The 15,725-nt window shown below is 61.0% G+C and carries 13 protein-coding genes and 5 pseudogenes; 4 read left to right on the top strand and 14 right to left on the bottom strand.

What is annotated here, in order from left to right; genetic code table 11:
* The first annotated feature begins 396 nt into the window (after positions 1 to 396).
* Complete coding sequence (gene pth2, locus AUQ37_RS00610; RefSeq protein WP_058746981.1) at positions 397 to 774, top strand: peptidyl-tRNA hydrolase Pth2; 378 nt, start codon at positions 397 to 399, stop codon at positions 772 to 774.
* Here the strand turns inward: pth2 and AUQ37_RS00605 are convergent.
* From AUQ37_RS00605 to thiM, 7 genes and pseudogenes are all read right to left on the bottom strand, one after another.
* Positions 749 to 1,345: a thiamine phosphate synthase gene (locus AUQ37_RS00605; protein WP_058746980.1), complete on the bottom strand. Its 597-nt coding sequence runs from the start codon at positions 1,343 to 1,345 to the stop codon at positions 749 to 751. The genes pth2 and AUQ37_RS00605 overlap by 26 nt on opposite strands.
* A pseudogene (gene thiH, locus AUQ37_RS13285) lies at positions 1,339 to 2,507 on the bottom strand (2-iminoacetate synthase ThiH). The gene AUQ37_RS00605 and the pseudogene thiH overlap by 7 nt, the downstream one beginning before the upstream one ends.
* A 10-nt stretch (positions 2,508 to 2,517) precedes the next feature.
* Positions 2,518 to 3,278 (bottom strand): annotated as a pseudogene (locus tag AUQ37_RS00595) (thiazole synthase); the annotation flags it as partial.
* A gap of 121 nt (positions 3,279 to 3,399) precedes the next feature.
* Positions 3,400 to 3,882, bottom strand: a pseudogene (gene thiF / locus AUQ37_RS13280) (sulfur carrier protein ThiS adenylyltransferase ThiF); the annotation flags it as partial.
* 59 nt (positions 3,883 to 3,941) lie between these two features.
* A complete protein-coding gene (thiS, locus tag AUQ37_RS00590) occupies positions 3,942 to 4,136 on the bottom strand; it encodes a sulfur carrier protein ThiS (protein WP_058746979.1) in 195 nt (64 codons plus the stop codon).
* A gap of 22 nt (positions 4,137 to 4,158) precedes the next feature.
* On the bottom strand, positions 4,159 to 4,770 hold the full coding sequence (thiE, locus tag AUQ37_RS00585) for a thiamine phosphate synthase (protein WP_201013594.1): 612 nt from the start codon (positions 4,768 to 4,770) through the stop codon (positions 4,159 to 4,161).
* Positions 4,771 to 5,565 carry a hydroxyethylthiazole kinase gene (gene thiM, locus AUQ37_RS00580; protein ID WP_235584756.1) on the bottom strand — a complete coding sequence of 265 codons (795 nt, stop codon included), beginning with the start codon at positions 5,563 to 5,565 and terminating at the stop codon, positions 4,771 to 4,773.
* A gap of 103 nt (positions 5,566 to 5,668) precedes the next feature.
* On the opposite strand from thiM, the gene AUQ37_RS00575 reads away from it, so the two are divergent.
* Positions 5,669 to 6,622 carry an FKBP-type peptidyl-prolyl cis-trans isomerase gene (locus tag AUQ37_RS00575; RefSeq protein WP_058746978.1) on the top strand — a complete coding sequence of 318 codons (954 nt, stop codon included), beginning with the start codon at positions 5,669 to 5,671 and terminating at the stop codon, positions 6,620 to 6,622.
* Between the two features lie 173 nt (positions 6,623 to 6,795).
* Here the strand turns inward: AUQ37_RS00575 and AUQ37_RS10385 are convergent, their stop codons facing one another.
* Together AUQ37_RS10385 and thiD are read right to left on the bottom strand one after the other, a co-directional pair.
* Complete coding sequence (locus AUQ37_RS10385) at positions 6,796 to 7,380, bottom strand: thiamine-phosphate synthase family protein (protein ID WP_235584768.1); 585 nt, start codon at positions 7,378 to 7,380, stop codon at positions 6,796 to 6,798.
* A gap of 6 nt (positions 7,381 to 7,386) precedes the next feature.
* A pseudogene (gene thiD, locus AUQ37_RS10380) lies at positions 7,387 to 8,006 on the bottom strand (bifunctional hydroxymethylpyrimidine kinase/phosphomethylpyrimidine kinase); the annotation flags it as partial.
* Between the two features lie 233 nt (positions 8,007 to 8,239).
* On the opposite strand from thiD, the gene AUQ37_RS00560 reads away from it, so the two are divergent.
* Positions 8,240 to 8,620 carry a hypothetical protein gene (locus AUQ37_RS00560; protein WP_058746975.1) on the top strand — a complete coding sequence of 127 codons (381 nt, stop codon included), beginning with the start codon at positions 8,240 to 8,242 and terminating at the stop codon, positions 8,618 to 8,620.
* Between the two features lie 129 nt (positions 8,621 to 8,749).
* Positions 8,750 to 10,129, top strand: a complete 1,380-nt coding sequence (locus tag AUQ37_RS00555) for an O-acetylhomoserine aminocarboxypropyltransferase/cysteine synthase family protein (RefSeq protein WP_082662321.1) — start codon at positions 8,750 to 8,752, stop codon at positions 10,127 to 10,129.
* 132 nt (positions 10,130 to 10,261) lie between these two features.
* On the opposite strand, the gene AUQ37_RS00550 is transcribed toward AUQ37_RS00555, so the two are convergent.
* The 5 genes and pseudogenes from AUQ37_RS00550 to AUQ37_RS00525 form a co-directional block, all read right to left on the bottom strand.
* The gene (locus AUQ37_RS00550; protein WP_157844223.1) at positions 10,262 to 10,927 is read right to left on the bottom strand and encodes a MarR family winged helix-turn-helix transcriptional regulator; all 666 of its coding nucleotides are present in this window, start codon (positions 10,925 to 10,927) and stop codon (positions 10,262 to 10,264) included.
* Between the two features lie 97 nt (positions 10,928 to 11,024).
* Positions 11,025 to 12,446: an APC family permease gene (locus AUQ37_RS00545; RefSeq protein WP_058746973.1), complete on the bottom strand. Its 1,422-nt coding sequence runs from the start codon at positions 12,444 to 12,446 to the stop codon at positions 11,025 to 11,027.
* Between the two features lie 121 nt (positions 12,447 to 12,567).
* A complete protein-coding gene (locus tag AUQ37_RS00540) occupies positions 12,568 to 13,536 on the bottom strand; it encodes a hypothetical protein (RefSeq protein ID WP_058746972.1) in 969 nt (322 codons plus the stop codon).
* 11 nt (positions 13,537 to 13,547) lie between these two features.
* Positions 13,548 to 14,933, bottom strand: a pseudogene (gene mtbB, locus AUQ37_RS00530) ([dimethylamine--corrinoid protein] Co-methyltransferase).
* A gap of 26 nt (positions 14,934 to 14,959) precedes the next feature.
* Complete coding sequence (locus tag AUQ37_RS00525) at positions 14,960 to 15,610, bottom strand: B12-binding domain-containing protein (protein WP_058746969.1); 651 nt, start codon at positions 15,608 to 15,610, stop codon at positions 14,960 to 14,962.
* Positions 15,611 to 15,725: the final 115 nt, after the last annotated feature.

Here is a 15,725-nt window from a genome sequence, read left to right as displayed (position 1 = left end):
GATGGCCGCGGCGCAGTCTATGTCGCCCTCTTCGCAGCCGCGGTCGTACCATTGGCGGCCTCGCGGTACGACTGCTTCGTGCCGTGCCCGCTCTCGAACATCGTGCCCAGGAGGAACATGGCGCGGACGTGCCGCGGGAGGCCGCTTTCTTGTAGAACTGGAACGCCTGCACGTAGTTCTGGTCCCCGTCGCGCCGATGCGCCAAAGGTCCGCCTGGCGGATCATCTCGGAGGCAGATTTCGGACGGCGCTTCCCAGAGGAAATCATAAGCACTCATCAATTGTGACATGGATATAAACTGATTGCAGCCGGCGGCCGCGTTGCCTGTTCGGGGGGTAATGGCGCCGGCATCCTCAATCGCCAGTTTTATAATGCCGTCGCTGCGTCCTTGCGTTCATGTCCATCCTTTTCGACAGGGGCGGGGAGTACAAGGTCGTGATCCTCGTCAGGCAGGACATCAAGATGTCCAAGGGGAAGACGGCCGCGCAGGCGTGCCATGCGGCCGTCTCCTGCGCCCTCCAGGCCGAGAAGAGATCGCCTGCCGATTACCGTGCCTGGGACTCGGGCGGGGCGAAGATCTCCGTTCTGAAGGTCCCGGATGAGCGGACTCTCTTCGAGTTCAAGGAGATCGCCAAGGCCAACGGCATCCCGTGCTCCCTGGTGTGCGACGCCGGCAGGACGGAAGTGGAGCCCGGGACGTACACCTGTCTCGGGCTGGGGCCGAAGAAGCAGTCCGAGCTCGACAGGTTCACCGGCGACCTGAAGATGCTCTGATCCCGGCCACGATTGTCTCTGGGTCATCTGCGGACATGAGCCCGGACATCAGGCAGACGCCGGCGGCGCCCGCTTCCGCCGCAAGGCGGGCGGCAGGGGCGTCCATCCCGCCTATGGCCAGGACCGGGACGCTTGATGAGGCGCATACTTCCCTCAGAGCCCCGAACCCGGCGGCAGGCTTCCCGGGTTTGCAGGAGGTCTCGCAGACATTGCCGAAGACGAGCATGTCCGCGCCGAGTCTGCAGGCATCGGCGGCCTCCAGGAGCGAATGGACCGAGACGACCGCCTTCATATGCGCCGGCCTTCCTTTCTCTTCCAGTTCCGCGAAGGTCATCCACGCCCCGTCAGCCCCCAGCTCCTCGGCGCGGTCCGCCCCGCCGTGGGCTATGAACTCCGTCCCGAAGCTCCGGCAGATGTCCATGGTCCGATGTGCCAGCTCCATGTACTCTGCACGTCCCAGGTCCCGTTCGCGCAGAACGACGGCGTCGGCCCCGCCGCGGCAGATAAGCTCGATCTGCTCCGCCAGGGGCCGGACGCAGTGTTTCCGGTCGGTGACGGAGACGATCAGCATCGGTCGGACCTCACGTAATCGTTGAAAACCGGCTGCAGCCCTTCGGCCCTCAGGTCGCGGACGACCTCCTCCACGCCTCTTCTGTCGGAGAGGTCGAACTGACCGTCGCCCTGGTCCTTCACCGTGCTGTGCCCTCCGATCCTGACGGACGACCCGGCGGAGATCTTGGTGGCGCAGATGTTCACGATCCCGTCGCGGAACCTCGGCAGCTCCCTGGTGGAGATGGTCTCTCCGGCGAACGGCATGAACAGCCTGTACGCCATCGCCGTCTGCAGGAGGTCCCTCTCGGTGACGGCGGTGTCGTCGGTCGGGTGGCTGCTGCACGGCCTCAGCCTGGGCAGGGAATAGGAGATCTCCGCCCAGGGGTACTTCCTCTGCAGGAGGTACCCGTGGAGCCCGCAGGCGAACGCGTCCTTCCTCCAGTCGGGCCTGAGACCCAGGAGCGCGCCGAAGGCAACGCCCCTCATCCCGCCCATGAGCGCCCTCTCCTGGGCGTGAAACGGTAGGACATGATCCTCTTCGCCCCTCCGGTGTGGAACTTCCTGTAGGTCTCCGGGTCGTAGGTCTCCTGGAACACCGTGACGTAATCGGCGCCGCAGGCATGCAGCCTTCCGTACTCGTCCGAGTTCAGGGGATAGACCTCCAGCCCGATGCTGGAGAAATGCTCTTTCGCTGCCTTCACGCACATCTCGATGTACGCGGGATCGGAGTATTCCCTGGATTCTCCGGTGAGGATGAGTATCTCCGTCAGCCCGGTGGCGGCGATGTTGGACATCTCGATCTCCACCTCTTCCGGGGTCAGACGGGCGCGCCGGATGTCGTTGTCATGGTTGAACCCGCAGTAAAGGCAGCGGTTATCGCAGTAGTTGGAGGCGTACAGGGGGGTGAACATGCAGACCGAGTTCCCGAAATGGCTGCGCGTGACCGCCCTCGCCTTGGCCGCGATGTCCTCCATGAAGGGGACGGCCGCGGGGGAGAGGAGCGCGCCGAAGTCCTCCGGGCCGAGCCTGTCGGATGCCAGCGCACGCCTGACGTCCCTCTCGCCGAACGATCCCGGATCGTACGCGGACTGCTCATCCATGACCTCGTCCATGATGCCGTTGGGGATGGCCTCCATGTGCGGCATGTAGGCGCATGCATCGTACTCGGTGCGGTAGGCCATCTCGCTGCCTCAGGAACCCGGTCAGCGGGCTCGATGCCTCGCCCCTGTCGGAGAGGACGCGTCCCGGCCCGGAGAGATATGCCAGACGCCCGGCCTCGATGGCCAGCCTGAACGCCCTGGCCATGGCAGGAACGTCCGAGGCGGTGGCCACAGCGGTGTTCGCCATGACCGCGGCGCATCCCATCTCCATGGCCTCGCAGGCCTGGGACGGCGCCCGATTCCGGCATCGACGATCACCGGCAGGTCGATCTCCTCGACCATCATCTTTATGAAATCCTTGGCCAGGAGGCCGCGGTTGCTCCCGATGGGGGCGGCGAGGGGCATCACGGCCGCCGCTCCGTTGGCGGCCATGGTCCTTGCTGCCTCCAGGTCGGGCATCATGTACGGGAGCGGCACGAAGCCGTCGTCGGCCAGGAGCTTGACGGCCCTCGCGGTCTCCGCATTGTCCGGCAGCAGGTAGCGGGTGTCGCGGACGATCTCGATCTTGATCATGTCCCCGCACCCGAGCTCCCTGGCCAGGCGGGCGATGGTGAGGGCCTCCTCCGCGTTCCTGGCACCTGAGGTGTTCGGCAGCAGGGTGACGCCTTCCGGCATGTAGTCGAGGACGTTCTCCCTGCCCCCGCTGTTCACCCTGCGGACGGCCAGCGTGGCGATCTCCACGCCGCCCTCCCTGATGACCCTGTCCGTCATGTCCAGCGAGAACTTCCCCGAGCCGAGGATGAACCTGGATTTGAAATGCCTCTTGCCGATGACCAGATCGTCTTCCGTCAGAACCCCTCCTTTTCCCGCCTGCTATCGGATGCCCTGTATTTGGATACGATGGCATCGACGCGGCGTCCGCCATCAGCGCGGCGCAGGCGGTCACCTTGGGGGCCGCGACCCTGGGAGGGGAGACGCCGCCGTCCCTCATGTCGCCGCAGACCGTGACGAGCTTTCCAAGGTACCTCCTGACGATGCGGTCGGCATCTCCGAACCCGCTCATCCCGTTCCCGCATATCACTGGCGTCCCGGGCATCTTCTCGAGGACCGCCGATACGAGCATGGCCTTGTCCTCCGGGCCGTCCAGGGCCTCGATGACGACGTCGCACCCGCGCATTATCTCCGGGATGTTCTCAGGGCTGAGGCGGACGGCATGCCCTTCGAATCCGATCCCGGGGCGTATGCGCCTCAGGGCCCTTTCGGTGGCCTCGGTCTTGAGGAGTCCCAGATCATCGATTCCGTAGTTCTGGCGGTTGAGGTTGCTCGGCTCCACCCTGTCGAAGTCGGCGGTGACGATGCGGCCGATCCCCGAACGTGCCAGCATGGCGGCGATGTTGGAGCCCAGCCCTCCGAGGCCGGCGATGCCGGCGGTCGCTCCCGAGAGCGCCTCGGTCATGCCCGGAGGGTTCCTGGCGAACATCTCCCCTTCAGGGCCGTTCTTGTCTTCCGGCCGCATCATCCTCCGCCCACGAAGCTGACGATCTCCATCTCGTCCCCGTCCGAGAGCTTCCTCTTATCCATCTCGGCCCTCGGGACGACCTCTCCGTTGAGCAGGACGGCCGAGCGCAGAGGGTCGTAGCCGCGTTCCCTGAGCCATCCGGAGACGGTCTTCCCTGCCGGATCCCCCGCTTCCTCCCCGTTGACCTTCATGCTCTGCGCCTGTCGTTGAGGATCATGGTCTTGAGCTCATGGGCCGCCTTCCCGATATCGGCGCGGCCATGATTGCAGACACCACGCACGCGCCGTCGGCGCCGGCATGGATGACGTCGAGGATGTTCCCGCGGTTGATGCCCCCGATGGCGACCAGCGGCACATCCCCGAGCTCTTTCTTGATATCGTATATGATGTCGAGGCCCAGCGCCTGCTTAGCGTCGGGCTTGGTCTTGGTCGTGAATATCGACCCGACGCCCAGGTAGTCCGCGCCGTCCTCGATGGCTTTCCTCGCCTCTTCCACGGTGGAGACGCTGGCGCCGATGATCATGTCGTCACCGGTCAGCCTGCGGGCCTCCCTCACCGGGATGTCGGTCTGGCCCAGGTGCACTCCGTCGGCATGTGCCAGCACGGCCACGTCGACCCTGTCGTCCACGATGAAGATCTTGTTGAGGCGGTCGGCCTCCTTCTGCATCAGGCGGGCCTGCTCCAGCTGGAGCCCTCCGTCCATGGACTTCCCCCGGAGCTGGACGACGTCGGCCCCGGCCTCGTAGCAGAGCCTGGCGGCCTCCGCTTCCGTTGTCTTGCCCAGCATGGCGCGGTCGGTTATCGCGTAGAGGTCCATCAGTCCCATTCAATCGAACCTCGCCAGCGAATCGGCGTTCTCGGGGTCCATGGAGTACAGGGTGTCCAGGACCTTCGTCTTGAAGGAGGCGGGCCCGAAGACCTTCCCGCCCTTCACGGCCAGCTCCGCGGCGGTGTTGAACGCCGTTATGCCGGCGGCGACGCTCTCAGCGGATACTCCGCAGGCCCCGATGTAGCAGCCGGCGACCGAGGAGACCATGCAGCCCGTGCCGGAGATCTTCCCCAGCAGGGCGTCTCCGTTGCGCAGGGTGTAGGCCGTCTTCCCGTCCGATACGTAATCGGTCTCCCCCGTGGCCGCTGTAACTGCTCCGGTGCGCTGTGCCAGCGTCCTGACGGCGGCGGCCGTGTCGGTCCCTCCGTGCGAGTCGACGCCCTTCACCTCTCCTCCGGTGCCGGCGAGGACCCCGATCTCGCCCGCGTTGCCCTTGATGACGGAGACCTTCACCTCCCTGAGGATCCTCTCGGCGGTCTGGGTCCTGTAGGGGGTCGCCCCCGCTCCGACCGGATCGAAGAGCACCGGTATGCCGTGCGCGTTGGCGATCTTCCCCGCCTGGACCATGGACTCGACGGTGCGGACGTTCAGCGTGCCCATGTTGAGGACCACCGCCGAGGCCAGCGGGACCATCCCGGGGAGGTCCAGGGCCTCGTCCGTCATGACGGGGGACCCTCCGGCGCAGATTGTGGCGTTGGCGCAGTCGTTGACCGTGACATAATTGGTGATGTGGTGGACCAGAGGGCAAGCTGCCCTGACCCTGCCCATCATCTCTCCGGGTTGGAAGGACATGCAGGGAGCATGCACGTTCTACGTAAAAACAACCGCCCGGGGACGCAGGTGCGGGCATCAGCCAATAGTTAAATATGGTCTTCAGAATAGCCACTCGGTAAAAATGGCCGATGAAGAGGACGTGAAACCGAGGAGAGAGCGCGAGCCCATCTCCCTGGTCTGCCTGATAATCATTGTAGTTGCGACTGTCGCGGTCGTCGGCGCATACGTCAACGACCACATGATCAACGATGGGGACGATACGGAGGCCGACACCGGCAGCACTGTGGTCATGGACTACACTCTGTCGCTGTACGACTGCTACGACAACGGCGGCGCGATCTACCAGACCACGGTGGAGAGCATAGCGGACTCCGCCAAATGGGTCCACTCCGCCGGTTACACTGAGTCGACCTCCTACAGCACGTTCTCGGTGACCCTCGGGTCCGGGAGCGTCCTCCAGGCGTTCAACGATGCCCTCTACGGCGCGAAGGAAGGGGACGAGATCCGCCTGACCATCAAGCTCGGCGACGGATATTCTGCTGCCAGCACGACTAAATCTGCGTCTACGAGCGGCCTCACGACCCCGACAAGCGTCACGATGTCTGCATCCGAGTTCACCAACATGTACTCAGGCGTCACCGTCCCCTCCAACGGGGCTGCGGTCACTATCGAGAAGACCGTCCTCGGATGGGGAGGCATCGCCACTGCCAACAGCAACGGCACCGTCACCGTAACATACCTGCCCACTGCGGGAGAGGAGTATACCATCGAGGAAGGCAGCTTCGGCACCGTGAAGGCAAAGGTCAGCACCATCGACAGCGGGACCATCACCTTCGACCTCGAGATCTCCGATACTCAGGCCGTGTCCGGCCAGTACTCTGACGATCTCAATAATTTCAATGAGATTAAGATGATCAAGCTCAACCTCTACAAGGTGACCGCCGACGGTACTGAGATGCCCGGGACCATTTACATCAACGGCACTAACAGCAGTGGCGAGTTCAGCTACAGGACCCTGGCAGAGAACTACAACACTGTCCTGTACTACGTCATCAACGTCAAATCGGTCAGCTGAAACCTTACGGCCCGGAACGTTCCGGGCCTATCCCGTCCCGGCATCGGCCGGACGGGTCTTTTTTCCATTCCTTGAATGAAACCCTGTCAGAACGGGGGATCGGGAGCCATTCCCGCATCGTCGATTTTCAGATGATGGAAAATGCGGCAGGGCATCCCGGCCGTAAGGGGTTTTCAGTTCGAGATCTTGGAGAGCTTAGAGAGGACGTCCGCAGGGTCCCTGCCGAGCACGTCCACTTTCACGCTGTCTCCGGAGATGTCGGCGACGGCGTCCGGGAACCCGCGGGAGTGCTCCGAGATGGCCTCCCTGACCGTCTCCGCGATGCTCCTGTGCCTCTTCCTGACCAGGGAGACTTCCAGGCCGGCATCCTCCATCTTCTCGACGAACTCCTCATCGCAGCGGAACCAGGCGGCGCAGCGGACCGAAGGATCGGCCTTCATGGCCTCGGCGATCACGAACGAGATGTGCTCTGCCGCTCCGTAGCGGGCATCGGACGGCTTCCCGCTGCCGGGGACGATCCCTCCGTCGAAGGCGGCTATGTCCTCGGGGCCTGCCGCGCCCTTCTTCGCATAGGCGATGTTCAGCCCTTCCGGGAAGGAGCCTGCCGGCAGTTCGGAGGCGATCCCGGCGGCGGCCTCGTCGAGGGCCTTCAGCACATCGGTGCCGTCCCCGCAGGGGCCTTCCGGTATGCCGGCGGCGTTCACGATGGGGACCCCCTTCCCTATGGAGTACTGGGTCTCCAGGGACTTCTGGATCATCTTCCTGGATTCCAGGACGGAGGCCATGAGGTCGAGGCCGTTCGCCATATGGGCGGTGATGTAGGATGACAGCACGCATCCGGAGCCGTGGCCGGCAGGGTACGGGAGCCTGGGGTTCCTTATTCTGTTGATCCTGGAGGAGACGTACAGGTAATCCGTGACGTTCGCATCGTTCATGTGCCCTCCCTTGAGGAGCACGGCGGAGCTTCCTTGCCGATGATCTCGCATGCGTAGGTGGCATCGTCCTCGTTCTCGATCCTCATGCCGGCGAGGACCTCGGCCTCGTGCCTGTTGGGGGTAACGAGCTCGGCGATGGGGAGGAGCCTCTCTTTCATCGCTTTGACGAACGAACCGTCATGCAGGCTGGCGCCGACCGTGGCGACCATGACGGGGTCCACTATGAGCGGCACATCGTGGTCCTCGAGGGCATCGGCCACCGTGTCCACGATCTCGGCGCTGAATAGCATCCCGGTCTTGACCGCGCGCACATCGCAGTCGCTCAGGACGGCATCGAGCTGCGCCTGTACCATCGATGCGGGGACGGGCATGATCTTGGTGACCTCCCTGGTGTTCTGCGCTGTGACCGCGGTGATGACTGTGGCGGCGTGGACCCCGACGGAGGCCATGGCCTTGACATCGGCCTGGATGCCGGCGCCTCCCACAGAGTCCGAACCTGCCACCGATAAGGCTGTTCTCATAATATCCGGCCCTATCCGCTCGCCTCTTATATAGTTAAACAGTGGGCCCGGCCGGCGCGGGCATTCTGATATTCATTTAGTGCATGTGCTTGCGTGTCTTTTATTATTATAAGAAAACGTCTACAATCGCGGATAAATATCTAAATCTGGATTGGCGGGGCATGGGAAAGACCAGCGTGCACTTCATTCTGAACGACAAGAGCGATTACAAGGACCTCGCTCCGATTTTCGAGGAGCTGCTGGTATCCGCGCTCACCGTGGCCGACCAGGTCCCGGATGCCGAGGAGCTCCAGATGATCGTGAACATGAACGTGTCCGATCTGTCCGAGAACCGCAAACCGGAAGGCTACATCAGGAAAGCGAGGATCAGGATGATTTTCCCGATCGACCGCAAGGAGTTCTATTTCCAGAGCTACAACCCCAAGGCAGTGGACCTCTCGAAGATCAAGGAGGGGACGTCCCAGATCCTCTCCAAGGCCGGAATCGGCTTCGAGATCACAGAGGACGACGATATTCTTTTCGACCTTCATCCGAAGAAATAAACGGGCATGATAAGAATAAAATCACGTTTTATTCTTAATCGAATTATATTAACAATAGATAATAAGTAGTTAGGAATATCATAATATCCATCAGAAGCAGCAAGAGGCTGCCTGAAAGGAGACATGAATATGGCACTGTTCGGAAAGAAAGATGAGAAAGAGATTGAAAGCAAACCCTTCCGCGTAGATGACGCCCATGATGTCCCGGCCGGACCCCTGAACCCCCAGGGATACAGGTTCGAGACCATCCAGATCCACAAAGGCCAGGAGAAGCCCGCCGAGGACTCCTCCAGGGCCGTCCCGATATACCTGACCTCCTCGTACGTCTTCAAGGACTCGAAGCAGGCGTACAACAGGTTCGCGCTCAAGGAAGGCGGAAACATCTACGGCAGGCTCACCAACACGACCCAGTCCGTCTTCGAGGACAGGATCGCCGCCCTCGAGGGAGGCGCCGCCGCCCTCGCCGTCGCATCCGGAGCAGCCGCCGTGACCTACGCCGTCACTGCTCTGGCACTTTCCGGCGATGAGATCCTGGCCGCCGACAACCTCTACGGCGGGACCATCAACCTGTTCACCTACACCCTGAAGGACAACTACGGGATCACCACCCAGTACTTCGACCCGACCGACCTCGCCGACCTGGAGTCCAAGATCAACGACAAGACCAAGGTCATCTATGCCGAGACCTTCGGGAACCCCAACTCCGATGTGACCGATGTCGACGCCATCGCCGAGATCGCCCACAAGCACAAGATCGCGTTCGTCGTCGACAACACCTTCGCCACCCCCTACCTGTTCAGGCCCCTGGAGCACGGTGCCGACATCGTCGTCGAGTCCGCGACCAAGTTCATCTCCGGCCACGGTACCGTCATCGCCGGCGTCATCATCGAGAGCGGGAAGACCGACTGGAAAGCGTACGGCAGGTACTCCAACCTCACCCAGCCCAACCCGTCCTACCATGGCCTGGTCTTCGCCGACCTCGGTCCCGGCGCGTTCGTCACCTGGATAAGGGCCATCCTCCTCCGCGATACCGGCTCGACCATCTCGCCTGTGACCGCCTTCGCTCTGCTGGTGTCCCTCGAGTCTCTCTCGCTCCGTGTCGACAGGCAGGTCGAGAACTCGCTCATAATCGCCAAGTGGCTGTCCCAGAACCCGCACGTCAAGTACGTCAGCCACCCCTCCCTCCCGAACACCCCGACCCACGCGCTGTATGAGAAGTACTTCCCCAACGGCGCCGCGTCGATTTTCACCTTCGAGGTCAACGGAACCGGCGAGCAGGCGCAGAAGCTGACCGAGAGCCTCACTCTCTTCAGCCTCCTGGCCAACGTCGCGGATGAGAAGTCCCTCATCATCCACCCCTCTTCGACCACCCACTCGGAGCTGACCGAGGAGGAGCTCGCGAAGATCCACATCTACCCGACGACCGTCAGGATCTCCATCGGGGCCGAGAACGTCAAGGACCTCATCGCGGACCTCGACGCCGGATTCAAGAAGGTCTTCGGCAACTGATCCCGCCGGGCCCGTCTTCGGAAGGAGGCGGGCCCGCAAACTTCTTCCTCCTTTTTCCTATGCTGGCTCTTATTCCGTTCAAGCAGAGTCCGCCGCAGTTGTAAAGGCAGACCTGTCAAAATACGGTTGATATCAGGGTATGCGCGGATTCGTCTTCTCTCCGGGCGGGTGAGACTGGAGATAGACGTAGAACGGATGGACATACGGAGAGTCCACATAATCCATGAAATCCGGGTCCACTTTCTCGAGGATCCTGACGAGCATCCCTCTCAGAGAAGCGATCTCGTCCACGGAGAAGTCGTCGAAATAGTGGTTGACGCGGTCCTGAACCTTTTTCATCACCCTGTCGGCGATCCTCTTCCCTTCGTCAGTCAGGAAAATGGAATATTTCTTGCCGCTGGGGGTTTTCCGATCGTCGTAGACCAGGCCCTTCTCGCGGAGGACGTTGATCACACGGACCGTGTTGGCCTTGTCCATATCCAAGAAATGGGTGAGCTCCATGATCGTCTGACCGTTCTGGAGGTCGAGAGCGATAAGATAGGACGCATGCGCGCTGGTCAGTCCGAACTCGGAAACATCATCGAACATGGCCTTTTTCATAAGATGGTTGACACGGTCGAAGAATATCGGGAGGAATGAATTCCAATAGGCATTGTCCTCATCCTCCTGCCCGCGTATGATGACCCCTGCCGGAAGGTACTCGATGTCGTCCGACGGGTCCTTCTCGAACATTTTCTTGAGGTACTTGCGGTTCTTCTCGTCCGTACCTATCTCCTTATCGGAGGCTGTGTTCTTCATAGATGCCATCAACCAATTAAGATAGGTTAAGTGAAGACGGTTTAATATCGTTTCAGTCTGCGATGTCCTCCTCACGGCATTTCCTCTGCGTGTAAGATCATTCTTCCTGCCTGCGCTGAGCGGACCTTCTCCTCCGTGATATCAGCCAGAAGATGATTCCGACAGCCGTCCATGCTGTGACGATCGCCCACTCGATGCCGCTGAGCGATACACCGGTCCCGGGGATGACGTAAAGGGCCACCATAAGCCCGGACATGAAGGCGGCAGATGCGCCTATGAATGTCGGATGGCGGACCTTGAAAGGTCTCGGCATGTCTGGCTCTTTCGTTCTGAGGCGCATGAACGAGGCGGCCACGAGGAAATATGCGAGGCAGCACCCCAATGTGCCGGCGTCGACGACCCAGGAGATCGTCACGCGGCCGAAGAACGGTGCAATCATGGATATCGCTCCCACGAATGCGATGGCGGCCGCGGGAGTGCCGTGACGGCTGTGGATCTTTCCGAACACCGCAGGCATCATCCCTGACTCGGACATGGCGCAGAGGGCGCGGCTTCCTCCGATGAGGAAAGAGTTCCAAGAGGTCACGACCCCGCACAGGCCTCCGACCAGAATGATCTTGGACATGGCCTGGTTCCCTAAAGCGATCGCCATCGCGTCTGCGGTAACAAGCCCGTTCCCGGTCATAGAGGCCTGTATCTGCGATTCATCCATCACCGATCCGACGCTCAGGATTATCATCCCGTAGAAGGCGACGGCCAAGATTATCGAGAGGATGATGACGCGCCCGACTGTGGCGAACGGAAGGTCGATCTCTTCCGCCGCCTGGGGGATCACATCGAACCCTATGAGGAAGAACGGGGTGACGATCATGACGGAGATCACGCCTATGACGGCATCTCCCCCTGAACCGGAGAATGCATTCTCGGAGATGTTGGCAGGGTCTCCGGAAAACAGTGAGGCGGCGGCCAGAAGCACGCCTGAAGCGCAGATGATCAAAGTGAACAATGTTTGGAGGCGGGCCGCGGTGCGCACCCCGCGGCAGTTGATGTATGTGATGGCCGCCGCAATCGCTACCGCCGATATGACCCAGGTGGTGTAGATGTCGTAGCCTTCGACAGTGTAGAGATATCCCTGGAGGAATTCCGGGTAGATGTACGAGAATATCATCGGTATGGTGCAGGATTCGAAGCACACCACGCTGACGTAACCCAGTATCAGAGCCCAGGTGCATATGAAAGAGACAGTGCTGTTGAAAGCACGCTGGCAGTAGATCTTCTCGCCGCCGCATTTGGGCATGGCGGAGACCAGTTCCGCATAGGTCATCCCCACGAAGAATATCATCAGGCCGCCGAGGATGAACCCGATCGATGCCCCGATGACGCCGCCATCGGAGATCCAATCTCCCGTTGAAATGACCCAGCCCCAGCCGATCATCGCTCCGAAAGCAAGGACGACGACATCTTTCCTGTGCAGGACCCGCCGGAATCCGGAATCACCGGTCCCTTCACATTCAGCCATATCCAGTCACGACTCTTCTAATAATGGTTCGATAGGATGCCCGGCGGCCTGAACTGGCCGCCGGGCTGTGTGGCAATACTAGAGGAGCGCCGGGGATACCGGCGCTGCAGATATGTTCCGGTCAGCTCTCTGTACCGCCCTCCTGTCTTTCCAGTTCGGCATCCTCCTCCATCGCGACCTTGTCCTCCGTCTTGTGCATGACCTGGTAGAGCATCATACCGCTCACGTAGAGCAGGACGACGATGACCAGGATCTTGAGCCAGAACAGAGGCAGGCTGGTGACGAAGAACATGGCGACGAGCGGTCCGAAGAGGCCTATCGTGCTTCCTATGACCGCGACCTTGCGGTCATAGGTCGGCTTCTCCGAGCGTGCGCTCTCCTGGCAGAAGCGGATGGCCGCCGCCGGGATGATGTAAGCGCAGCTTCCCATCATGACAGGGAATGCGATGATGGGGTCCATCCCCAGCAGGGAAACGCATGCCATGAGAGGGGCGTAGCATCCGATCCCGATGGTCATGAGCGCTCCGAGGAAGAAGCTGATCACCGTGATGAGGATGAGCTTCCACCCGTCCAATCCCGTCTCGGTGCCGTCGAAACTGGTCAGTCCTGCCAGTCCGAGCACGAGGACTGCGGCCACGACCAGCAGGGCGATGCCCATCGCCAGGCGGATCTTGTTGAGGTTGAGCTTGGATACCAGGCCGCTTCCTAGGTATGCGCCGATGGCAGATGCGATGATGCATGCCGCCAGCGTCAGGAGGTCCATGTCGACGTTGGTGATGAAGTAGACGCCGACGATCATCTGGTATACGACGCATGCCACCTGCAGGGTTCCGGGTATGTATTTGTCGCGGGTGACCTTGAATGTCTTCAGGCATGCCGTTATCGGCCCGTACGAGCCGATACCCAGAACATCGAAGAACAGGCAGACGTTGAAGATCGCTGCCGCCTTCAGTGTTTTGCCGGTGCCGCCGACCTTCATTTCTGCCTTGAACTGGTCCCTGTGGATCTTGAAGTCCCGGATCATGAAGGCAACGGCCGTGATAGATATTATCACGATGCCGATGTTGAGCACCAGTGCTCCCGTGTCCATTATACCGCCCCTCAGATTCTGGCCTGCTCACGGAAGTGCTCGCAGCTGTTGATCTTGATGCCGAGCAGCTTCTCGATGTTCATCTTGGCCGCGATCCCCTTGGGGGTCCCGGGAACAGCAGTGATCGTCCCGATCCCGAACTCTTCCCTGACGTCCCTCATGACGCCCTCGACAGCGAGGTCGGCACGGTCGACGCCGAGTTTCTTGGCCACATAATCCTTGGCGGCGTTGATCTTCATGCTCTTACCGAGCTGCATCCTGCCGACTAGGTCTCCAGAGGTCCTGATCCCGCCCATTCCGGAGCACAGGCTGTGAGCGACGGCCATCGCGTTCGGGTCCCCGGCGCCGACCTATATGCCGTCGATGTGGGCGATTTCGATGAGGATCTTCCCGGCCCTGCCGACGGTGTCGGTGGGGACGAGCTCGCACATGGGTATGCCTCCGACGCCCATTCCGAGGTTCGCATGCACAGGTATGTTCGACTCATCTGTGCACTTCTTTATGATGGCAGCCGAGCGTGCGACGTTCCAAGCGAAACTCTTGGAGGTGTTGGTATTGACCACTGCGCCGAACACATTGGCTCCTGCCTGCTCGCAGAGCTTCGCCTGCTCGGCAGGGTAGATTCCGGCCACAGGAGTGCCCTTGTACTCTATGGACCCGTGGATACCCAGCACGTTCTCGGCAGACATTCCGATGACGATGTACGCGTTGGGATCCAGTTTGCGGTAGTTCTCCGCTCCCCTGAGGGTGGCGACGAACTCAGCATCTCCGGCGGACGCGGTGGTGTCGAAATCGAACCCTTCCAATCCTACCGAGTGCAGGCGCTCAGTAACATACCCGATATCCTTCGTGAGCAGATCGGCGGACTTCTCTGCCTGGTCCTGGGCCTCTTCGATCTTGAACTCTCTCATCAGGTCCGTGGGGTTCCCGTAGGGCCCGTCAGGGGCGTAGTAGAGTCCCATGTTGGGCATCGCGCCGTACATGTAGGGGAAGGTTGTCTCCTGGGAGATCTGCTCGTAGGTGATCATCTCCTCGGAGATGACCTGCTTCACAGGTTTGATGCTGTAATCCATCCATGCGAGCTCGAGGGTATCGAAGGCGAAGGCTCTCTCGTACATGAGGGCGCCTGCCGCGCGGGGGATGCTCGTTATCCCTATCCCGCTTCCTCCGCTGTCCTGGGAGAACTTGATCTCTCCGGCGTCCTTGGTCATGATGACCTCTTCGCCGGGCTCGATGCCGACGATCTTGCTGGGGTCGCAGACGATGTCGCAGATCCTCTGCATCTCATCGTCGGTCAGCTCGGCGGCGGAAGCGGCATCCGCTCCGTCCGCCATCCCGGCCTGGATATCGTCCATGACCTGCTCTTTGGTCATGTAGACGACGCGGCCGTCTCCCATCCTGGTGAAAACGCTTGCCGGCATATTCAGACCTCCGTTGCAGCCTTGACCTTCTCGGTCGTTTCCGATGCCGACTCTCCGTAGATATCTGCACCGATCTTGTCGCAATACGCCTGGGTCACCGGAGCGCCTCCTACCATGACAATCGTCTTGTCGCGGAGGCCTGCGTCCTTGAGCATGCCGATGACGTCCTTCATGACGGTCATGGTGGTGGTCATGAGGGCGGACATCCCGCAGTAGCCGGCTCCGGCGGCGACCTCGTCGACGAACTTCTGCTTCGGGACGTCGCGGCCGAGGTCGTGCACCTCGAACCCTGCGCACTGGAGCATGGTGGAGCAGATCGACTTGCCGATGTCGTGGACATCTCCCTCGACGGTCCCCATGACGGCGACGCCTTTCTTCTTGGTCTCGACACCGCCCTGGGCCTCGAGGTCCTTGTTGAGGGTCTCCATGGCCTTGGTCATTCCGGCCGCGGCGGACAGGACGTGCGGGAGGAAGAGCTTCCCCCTCTCGAAGAGGACTCCGACGTCGGTCATGCCGTCTCCCATGGCGTTGATGATGTCGTTGGCGTTCATCCCGGCGGCGCGGGCCTTCTCGACCGCGTCAAGGATCCCGGGAACCTTGTATGCGACCATTGCGTCATGCAGGGCTTTCTTCTCGTTTTCAAAATCTGCCATTTTCTCTCCTCTAGTCGGTTGAGATTCAACCGTTGGGCTAAGCACTCACTTGGATGTATTTAACCTTGAGTGAGCATTCGTATAAAGGTTTTTATATTAGTTTTATCGGATAATC

This window comes from Candidatus Methanomethylophilus sp. 1R26, assembly GCF_001481295.1.
Taxonomy (GTDB): domain Archaea; phylum Thermoplasmatota; class Thermoplasmata; order Methanomassiliicoccales; family Methanomethylophilaceae; genus Methanomethylophilus.
This window is presented reverse-complemented; position numbering and strand designations above follow the sequence as displayed.

Bases quoted from the DNA above. Each gene is read 5' to 3' on its own strand.
- pth2 (WP_058746981.1), top strand. From the start codon at position 397: ATGTCCATCCTTTTCGACAGGGGCGGGGAGTACAAGGTCGTGATCCTC.
- AUQ37_RS00605 (WP_058746980.1), bottom strand. From the start codon at position 1,345: ATGCTGATCGTCTCCGTCACCGACCGGAAACACTGCGTCCGGCCCCTG.
- thiS (WP_058746979.1), bottom strand. From the start codon at position 4,136: ATGAAGGTCAACGGGGAGGAAGCGGGGGATCCGGCAGGGAAGACCGTC.
- thiE (WP_201013594.1), bottom strand. From the start codon at position 4,770: ATGGGACTGATGGACCTCTACGCGATAACCGACCGCGCCATGCTGGGC.
- thiM (WP_235584756.1), bottom strand. From the start codon at position 5,565: ATGTCCTTCCAACCCGGAGAGATGATGGGCAGGGTCAGGGCAGCTTGC.
- AUQ37_RS00575 (WP_058746978.1), top strand. From the start codon at position 5,669: ATGGCCGATGAAGAGGACGTGAAACCGAGGAGAGAGCGCGAGCCCATC.
- AUQ37_RS10385 (WP_235584768.1), bottom strand. From the start codon at position 7,380: ATGATCCAGAAGTCCCTGGAGACCCAGTACTCCATAGGGAAGGGGGTC.
- AUQ37_RS00560 (WP_058746975.1), top strand. From the start codon at position 8,240: ATGGGAAAGACCAGCGTGCACTTCATTCTGAACGACAAGAGCGATTAC.
- AUQ37_RS00555 (WP_082662321.1), top strand. From the start codon at position 8,750: ATGGCACTGTTCGGAAAGAAAGATGAGAAAGAGATTGAAAGCAAACCC.
- AUQ37_RS00550 (WP_157844223.1), bottom strand. From the start codon at position 10,927: ATGAAGAACACAGCCTCCGATAAGGAGATAGGTACGGACGAGAAGAAC.
- AUQ37_RS00545 (WP_058746973.1), bottom strand. From the start codon at position 12,446: ATGGCTGAATGTGAAGGGACCGGTGATTCCGGATTCCGGCGGGTCCTG.
- AUQ37_RS00540 (WP_058746972.1), bottom strand. From the start codon at position 13,536: ATGGACACGGGAGCACTGGTGCTCAACATCGGCATCGTGATAATATCT.
- AUQ37_RS00525 (WP_058746969.1), bottom strand. From the start codon at position 15,610: ATGGCAGATTTTGAAAACGAGAAGAAAGCCCTGCATGACGCAATGGTC.